At 70.4% G+C, this 7,886-nt stretch carries 5 protein-coding genes; 3 read left to right on the forward strand and 2 right to left on the reverse strand.

The window, feature by feature from the left end:
• Positions 1 to 5: 5 nt before the first annotated feature.
• On the reverse strand, positions 6 to 1,166 hold the full coding sequence (pstA, locus tag ACFWY9_RS36000; RefSeq protein ID WP_378330436.1) for a phosphate ABC transporter permease PstA: 1,161 nt from the start codon (positions 1,164 to 1,166) through the stop codon (positions 6 to 8).
• A complete protein-coding gene (gene pstC / locus ACFWY9_RS36005; protein WP_378340986.1) occupies positions 1,163 to 2,137 on the reverse strand; it encodes a phosphate ABC transporter permease subunit PstC in 975 nt (324 codons plus the stop codon). Before pstC ends, pstA begins: the two co-directional genes overlap by 4 nt.
• Before the next feature lie 258 nt (positions 2,138 to 2,395).
• Here pstC and ACFWY9_RS36010 point away from each other — a divergent pair, with 258 nt between their 5' ends.
• The 3 genes from ACFWY9_RS36010 to ACFWY9_RS36020 all read left to right on the forward strand — a co-directional run bounded on the left by ACFWY9_RS36010 (position 2,396) and on the right by ACFWY9_RS36020 (position 7,791).
• Positions 2,396 to 4,714, forward strand: a complete 2,319-nt coding sequence (locus ACFWY9_RS36010; RefSeq protein WP_378340987.1) for a hypothetical protein — start codon at positions 2,396 to 2,398, stop codon at positions 4,712 to 4,714.
• Positions 4,711 to 5,682, forward strand: coding sequence for a sortase (locus ACFWY9_RS36015; RefSeq protein ID WP_378340988.1), 972 nt, complete (start codon positions 4,711 to 4,713; stop codon positions 5,680 to 5,682). The genes ACFWY9_RS36010 and ACFWY9_RS36015 overlap by 4 nt, the downstream gene beginning before the upstream one ends.
• Positions 5,683 to 5,886: 204 nt before the next feature.
• Positions 5,887 to 7,791 (forward strand): S8 family serine peptidase, encoded by a 1,905-nt coding sequence (locus tag ACFWY9_RS36020; RefSeq protein ID WP_378340989.1) that lies wholly within the window; start codon positions 5,887 to 5,889, stop codon positions 7,789 to 7,791.
• Positions 7,792 to 7,886 lie beyond the last annotated feature (95 nt).

Raw genomic sequence — 7,886 nt, forward strand, 5'->3', positions numbered from 1 at the left:
GTCGGTCACCGGTTCTCCCGTGCGGTCTGTGCTGAAGCAGGAGCGGTTTTCGGGACGGCGCGGCGTGCCCGCCGTTTCGACCGGTCACGGCCGACCAGCCGGGCGAGGGCGAACAACGCGAAGATGAGCAGGATCAGCACCAGGGCGCCGACGTAGCCACGTTGCTGGACATTGCTCAGCGGTTGCTTGACGTAGTGATAGACGAAGAGGGGGATGCTCTCCTGCGGGCCGGAGAACGGGTTGGCGTTCATGCTGATCGAGCCGAAGGCTGTGAACAGCAGCGGTGCGGTTTCCCCGGCGACCCGCGCGATACCGAGGATCACCGCGGTGGTCACCCCGGTCCGCGCGGTGGGCAGGACCACCGACCACACCGTCCGCGCACGGCTCGCGCCGAGCGCCAGCGACGCCTCGCGGAGGCCGTCCGGCACGAGCCGGAGGACGACGTCGACGGTGCGGGTCACCGTCGGCAGCATGACCATGGTGAGCGCGAACGTCGCCATCAGCCCGTTGTAGCTGAACAGTCCCACCCCGGCCTGGATGCCGGGGATGATCAGCGCCGCGTACACGAACAGACCGGCCACAATGGACGGTAGCCCGCTCATCGCGTCCACCATGATGCGCACCGGGCGGCGGAACCGGGACCGCGTTTCGTTGAGGAAGATCGCGGTGAGCAACCCGAGCGGGACGACGAACACGAGCGTCAGCGCGGTCTGCTCCAGCGTCCCGACGATCGCGTGCAGCCCGCCGGTGGCCGACACCGGATCGGTCGGCCCGACGGCGGACATGTCGTGCGTGAAGAAACCCCAGCGCAGGTACGGCGCGCCCGCGAAAACGATGTAGCCGAGCAGGAGCAGCAGCGGTATCAGCAACCCCAGCGCACCGGTGACGACGATCGTCGAGACGAGCCGGTCGGCCGCGGCGAGCCTGCCGAGACGGTCCCGCGTGACCACGTACAGCATGCCCAGGTACAGCACATACGCGACGAGCAGATCGGCGAGCCAGCCGGGCGAAGTCAGCAGCAGGTGCATGACGAACCAGGTCAGCAGCGTCGCGGAAACCGCGCAGCCGAGCGCGGCCAGACGGTCGGCCGGAGTCGTCGAGGACGGACGTCGTTTCAGCAGCGGGCGCGGCCGCGTGACCGAGGGCCTCGGCACGGTCATGGTCATGCGTCGACCCCCGCTCCGGACCGGCTGCGCGAGATGATCACCGACGCGGTGAAGTTCGTCGCGAGGGTGAATACGAGCAGCACCAGTCCCGCTGCCATCAGCCCGCTCAGTGCCAGCCCCGAGGCACCGGAGTTGTTGGCGATGTACCCCGAAATCGTCGAACCGCCGAACTGGAGGATGTGCGTGCTGATCTCCGGAACCTGCGGCAGCAGCAGGGAAACCGCGATGGTCTCGCCGAGCGCGCGGCCCAGCCCGAGCATCGAGCCGCCGATGATCCCGCCACGGCCGAAGGGCAGCATGACCGTCCGCACCATGCCCCAGCGGGTGCTGCCCAGCGCCAGCGCGGCCTCCTTCTCCCCGGGCGGGGTCTGCGCGAACACCTCGCGGATCACCGACGTCGTGATGGGCAGCACCATCAGGGACACGATCAGCCCGGCGATGAACATCGAGTTGATGAACAGCGCGTTGTCCTTGTGCGCGAACAGCGGGAACCAGCCGAAATTGCCGGTGAGCCACTCCGACACCGGCGCGATCTTCGGCCCGACGAAGCTGAATCCCCACAGGCCGTAGAGCAGGCTGGGAATGGCGGCGAGCAGGTCGACCAGCCCGGTGAGGAATCCGCGCAGCCGTCCGCTGGAGTACTCGGTGATGTACAGCGCGGCGAGCACGCTCAGCGGCACCGCGATGCCGATCGCGATCAGCGCGACGACGACGGTCCCGTAGAGCAGGCCGAGCACGCCGAGTACTCCGCTCGCCGCGTCGAACCGGATCGTGGTGAAGAACCCGAACCCGCTGGTCCCGAACGCCGGGCCCGCGCGGTAGATCAGGAAGAACCCGATGACGACGAGGATCGCCAGCATGGCGAGCCCGGCGCCGGTGGTCACCCGGCGGAACGCGCGGTCGGCCCGGGAGAGGACTTCGGTCACGATCCGCCGCGGTGGCGGATCGGGCCGGGGGAGCGCGACGGTCACGTGCTGCCTTTCCTTGGTACGGGCGGGAATTCGCCAGGCAGGGGGCAGCGCGACACGGCCGGTTCCCCTCGGCCCGGCCAGTATGTGCGGCCGCGCGGCGCCGAAGGTGTCCGCGGGGGAAACGCCCGACGGGGCGCCGGTGAATCACCGCCGCCCGCCCGCTCCGGGCCGTTGACCGGACGCGCCCGGCCGGGGACGTTGGGGCTCGGCAGGTCTCGGACCGGGACGTGCCGCGGTCCCCTGTGCTCGGGAGTGTTCGTGTTCTTCGCCCTCGCAAGACGTATCGGTGTCGTGTTCGCCTGTGGTGTCCTGGCGGTGCTGGGCGTGCTGGCCGTTCCGGCGGCAGGCGCCGCGGATCAGCCACGTCCGCCCTACACGCTGAAAACGGAACCGGCCTCACTGGCGGCGGTGCAGGACGGCGACCCGGTGAAGGTCACCCTGTCCGGCCTGCCCGCGGGGGCGACGGCGCGGCTCGTCCTGTGCCCGAGGGAGCTGCGGGACAACCTGCTGAAGCGGGCGGTCGCCAACGGTGTCCCGCAGTGGGTGCCCGAGCACGATCTGGTGGCGCGCGTCCGTGCCTACTGCAACGGACCGTTCGGCGACGAGCTGACCGGCCGCGCGGCGGGCGCGCACCTGATGCCGCGGACGCGGAGCGCGACGACCGGTGAGATCGTGTTCGACACGGCGATGCCACGTGGCGCGGCCACCCCGCATTACGTGACGCTGGACCCGGACTACACCTCGGCCGACAAGAACCCCGTCTTCCCCTGGGCGAACAATCCCGTCGTCTCGACCGATCCCCAGGGCGGGAAGATCCGGCAACGGATCTTCGCGTATTCGTGCGACGAGAACCATCCGTGCATGCTCGCGGTGGAAATCAGCGTCGGCGCGACCACGTGGATCGACGACTCGCTGACGATCACACCCGCCGCGCCCGGCCTCGCGGTGCGGGGCTGCGGAGGCGTCGGGCAGGCCTCCCTCACCGCGAGCATGCCGCAGCGGTTCGGCCGCACCGCCGTGGCGTGGAACCAGCTGCTGTGCGCGCCGACCAAGGCCGAACAGCCGGCGAACATTGTCAGCGAAACCGAGGATACCGGCCTGAAGGCGTTCGACACCGGGGATTCGGACGTCATGGTGACCGGGTCGGGAGGGGTGCTCGCGCCGCAGGCCGTCCGGAGCCGTGAGTACGTCCCGGTCGGGCTGAACGCGGTGGTCGTCGCGGCGGTGGGCTGGGCACCGACGGACAGGAACGATGCCGGCGGATCGCTCAGTTCACGCGTCACCGACACCCTTTCCTTCACCTACGGCGAACTGGCGAACATGCTGACCAAGGGCGGGCAGCAACCGGATGCCTCCGGCCGGGGCGGCATCTTCAAGGACGGCTCGCCGCTCGTGCTCCGCAATCCGGTGCTGGGGAAGATCACCGGCCAGACCGACAGTCCCAACCTCAACGCCTACGCCAGGGCCGGAACCGCGGACGCGAACAGCGGTTTCTTCGGCGTCACCGGCGAAGCGGGCACGGGGACGGTGCCGTTCGCGCTCAGTTCGCTGCTGGCGAGCGGCGGCGCCGGGGACTGGGTGTTCCCGAATCTGGGCGCCGACTACTACGGCGGGCTCAGCGGGAAGCCCCCCGGGGTGATCAGCGAATTCGGTGCCCTGGATCCCGGCAAGTACCAGCAGCACAACATCGACGCCAAGGTGGGGCAGTTCGCGGTGCGCAAGGTCGTGGACGCCGTCACGGTCGGCACCGGGAGCGAATGCACCAACGGCTGTCTCAACTGGGTGATCACGGATCTGGCGACCGCGCGGGCCTACGGCTGGACGCCGGTGGCGCTGCCGGACGGGAAGGGAGGCTACGTCGCCCCCACGAAGCAGAGCCTCCAGGCCGCAGCGGCGACGATGACGCCGGGTGCGGACGGGACTCTGCGGCCCGGGACGGCTTCGGGAGCCGGGGCCTACCCGCTGACCTTCGCCGAATACCTCACGGTTCCGGTCAACCCGCTGATCGACGCGAACTGCCGGCCACAGCAGGCGAAACAGCAACAGCTCAAGACGTTCGCCCAGATGGTGGTGAACGGCGGGCAGAGCGCTCTCGCACCGGGGCTGGCTCCGTTGACCCCGGATCTGGCGGGGACGGCGGCCGACCGGGCGGCGAAGATCGGCACCGGCACTGTCGACGCGGCCTGCAAGGAGAAGGAGGAGGCGAAGAACCCGCCACCACCGGGGGCCGCCGGTCCCGGCTCCGGCGGGACGCCCGCGGTGGCCAACGCTGTCAACGCGGCGACGTCGAGCGGGACGCCGATGGCGGCTCCCGAGAAGACGGCCGCCCCGACCCACGACAGTGTGCAGGCGGCGAAGAACCTGGCCGACTCGGTGCGGATTCCGACGTTTCTCGGGGCGGGAGTGCTCGGCGCGCTGATTCCCTTGCTGGCCTTGGTGATTCTCGCGGCGCTCCCCTCGGGGACGGCGTATGTGACGGCGGGACGACCCGTTCCGCCGTGGCTCAGCAGGGCGTCCGCCGCGGTCGTGAACGTGGTTTCCGGTCTCGTCGCACGGATCCGGGGGCAGCGCGGATGAGCACCGACCTCGCGGGAAGGCACGCCGCACCCGACGGCGCTCCCGAAGACGCTCCCGGAAACGTCGGCGAGCCGCGGCCGCACGCCGCCGAAGCAGACCCGGCCGGCCAGTTCCTCCGGATCACGCCCGGCTGGGTCGCCGCGACGGTGTTCGCCTGGCTGGTCACCACGGTCGTGGCATTGTCCTTGGTCGTCTACGCGCTCGGGCCGATGCTGCAGGCGAGTGATCAGCGGGACGCGCTGAGCCGGATCCGTACCGAAATGGACCGCGCGTACGGCGCGAGCCAGAGCCTGTTCGGTGCCCAGTCCGCGGCCAAACCGGTCGAATTCGGCGCCCCGGTCGCGGTACTGGAGATCCCGAAACTGAAACTCCAGCAGGTCGTCCTGGAGGGCGTCGCCAGCGGTGAGACCGCGTCCGGTCCGGGGCACGTGCCGGGGACCGCGGGGCTGGGACAGCCGGGGAACGCCGCGATCGTGGGCCGGTACTCGGGCTATGGAGCGCCGTTCGGATCGTTGTCCACACTCGTGAACGGCGACGAGATCGTGGTCGCGACGACTCAGGGCCGGTCGGTCTACCGGGTCACCGAAACCGCCGCGCGGCCACTCGACGAGGCGGCGGACTACGGCAAGACGGACAACGACCGGCTCACCCTCGTGACGTCCTCCTCATGGTGGCCGCTGGCTTCGCGGAACGCGACGGTGGTGACCGCCGTGCTGGAAGGGAAGCCGTTCCGTCCGGTACCGCAGAACGGCAGGGCGGACGCGCAGGACGGCCGGACCGGCGACAGCGGCGCGTGGACCGGTCTGGTGCTGGCGTTCGGCGGATTCGTGGTGGCGGCCGCGGGCGCGACGATCCTTTATCGGCGATGGCGGCTCGTGTCCACGTATGTGATCACCGGCCCGGTGCTGGTGACGTTGTCCGCGCTGGCCGCGCTCGCGTTGTGGCGGTTGTTCCCGGCCTGGGCGTGAACGGGGCGCGTACCTCTCGTTCCGCCAAGTGGACGCACCGGCGTTCCCGACTTTGGTGGGTGGCACGGCGGCCGGTCGCTCCTTAGATTCTCTTCACTACACCCGGTCAGGGGTCATCCGTTCGAGTTAGTCTCTTTAACGGCCACTTCGGGTGTCACGTCCTCATCAGCGTGCGTCGGGGCGCGCTACGACAGGGAGAAATCCATGGTGAGATTCAACCGGGTCGCCGCATACTCGGTTCCGGTGACGGTCGGCGCGCTCCTGCTGTCCGGCGCCGCGGCGGTCGCGCAGCCCTCGGCCGCCGATACCGCCACCGCACGGACCCAGGCGGGGATCAGCGCGCTGCAGAGCATCAAGAAGTCGCTCACCGCCGCGGAGGCCAAGCAGGCCAGCCAGCTCGTGGTCGAAAAGCGGCTACGCGCCGACAAGGGCCTCGCCGCGAAGCTGCCCGACTACCGCTCCGGCGTCGCCGTGAACGACAAGGGCGCCGTCGCGGTCGACATCTGGGGCAAGGACCAGAAGGTGGCCGACGCGGTGCGGGCCGCGGGCGGCACCGTGCGCTACGCCTCGGGTGGCGCCGTCCGCGCGGACCTGCCGCTGGCCGCGGTCGACGCGATCGCCGGCCGCGCGGACGTCAGCTCGGTCAAGCCCGCCGCGCAGGCGATGACGTGGAAGGAAAACAGCGACACCGCCAGCCCGGCCCGCAGGCAGCTGGCCACCAAGGCGGTCGCCGCGACGCAGGTGTCCGAGGGGGACAAGTCGCACGGCGCCGACACGGCCCGCACGAAGTACGGGGTCGACGGCTCCGGCATCAAGGTGTGCGTGCTCTCGGACGGCGTCGACTCGCTGTCGAAGTCGCAGACCGCGGGTGAGCTGCCCACCGTCGATGTCCTGGCCGGGCAGAAGGGCAGCGGCGACGAGGGCACCGCGATGCTCGAGATCGTCCACGACCTCGCGCCGAACGCGACGCTCGGCTTCGCCACCGCGTTCACCAGCGAGCAGAGCTTCGCCGACAACATCCGCGCGCTGCGGAACACCGGCAAGTGCACCGTGATCGTCGACGACGTCTCCTACTTCGACGAGTCGCCGTTCCAGGACGGCCCGGTCGCGCAGGCCGTCAACGACGTGACCGCGGCGGGCGCGCTGTACTTCTCCTCCGCCGGGAACTCGGGCAACCTGACCGACGGCACGAGCGGCTACTACGAGGGCGACTTCCGCGGCGCCTCGACCACCATCCCCGGCATCACCGGTACCCCGCACAACTTCGACCCGAACGGCACGCAGGTCTTCGACGCGCTCTCGGCGGGCTCGCTCGGCAAGCCGGTGACGTTGTTCTGGTCCGACCCGTGGGGCAAGGCGACCAGCGACTACGACCTGTTCATCCTGAACTCCTCCGGCAGTGTCGTCGCCTCCAGCGAGAACCCGCAGAACGGCACGCAGAACCCGTACGAGATCGCCTCGGTGCCGAGCAGCGGCTCCGGCTACAAGGTCGCCGTGGTCAAGTACTCCGGTGAGGACCGGTTCATCGCGCTCAACGTGATCCGCGGCCGGTTCGTCGATTCCGGTTCGCTCAAGGCGTTCAGCACCGCGGGTGTCACCTCGGGGCACTCGGCCGCCAAGGACGCGTTCAGCGTGGCGGCGGCCCCGGCGGCCACCGCGTTCGGCCGCCCGCTCGAACAGGGCGACCCGGCCAACCCGGCGGGCCCGTACCCCGGCCTGTTCACCGCGAGCAGCAAGTGGGAGCGGTTCAGCTCCGACGGTCAGCGGCACCAGTTCTACAACGCCGACGGCACCGCGGTCACCCCGGGCAACGTGTCCTCGACCGGCGGCACCACCCGCGCCAAGCCGGACATCACCGCCGCCGACGGCGTCGCGACGTCCGTGAGCGGGTTCCAGCCGTTCTACGGCACCTCGGCGGCGGCCCCGCACGCGGCGGCCATCGCGGCGCTGCTGCTGTCCGGCAAGCCGACCGCCACCCCGGCGGAGATCCGGACCGCGCTGGAATCCAGCGCGATCGACCTCGGTGCGCCCGGGTTCGACGCGGTCACCGGCAAGGGCGTCATCATGGCGGGCCCGGCGCTGGCCGCGCTCGGCGTCCCGGCGAAGTAACCAGGCAGCGCGAGAACACCGAAGATCCGAAGGGCGACCCCCCCGCGGAACCAACCCCCCGGCCGTCGGCGTGTACTTGGGCGGGTTAATTGGAA

Source organism: Amycolatopsis sp. NPDC059027, assembly GCF_042739735.1.
Lineage (GTDB): Bacteria > Actinomycetota > Actinomycetes > Mycobacteriales > Pseudonocardiaceae > Amycolatopsis.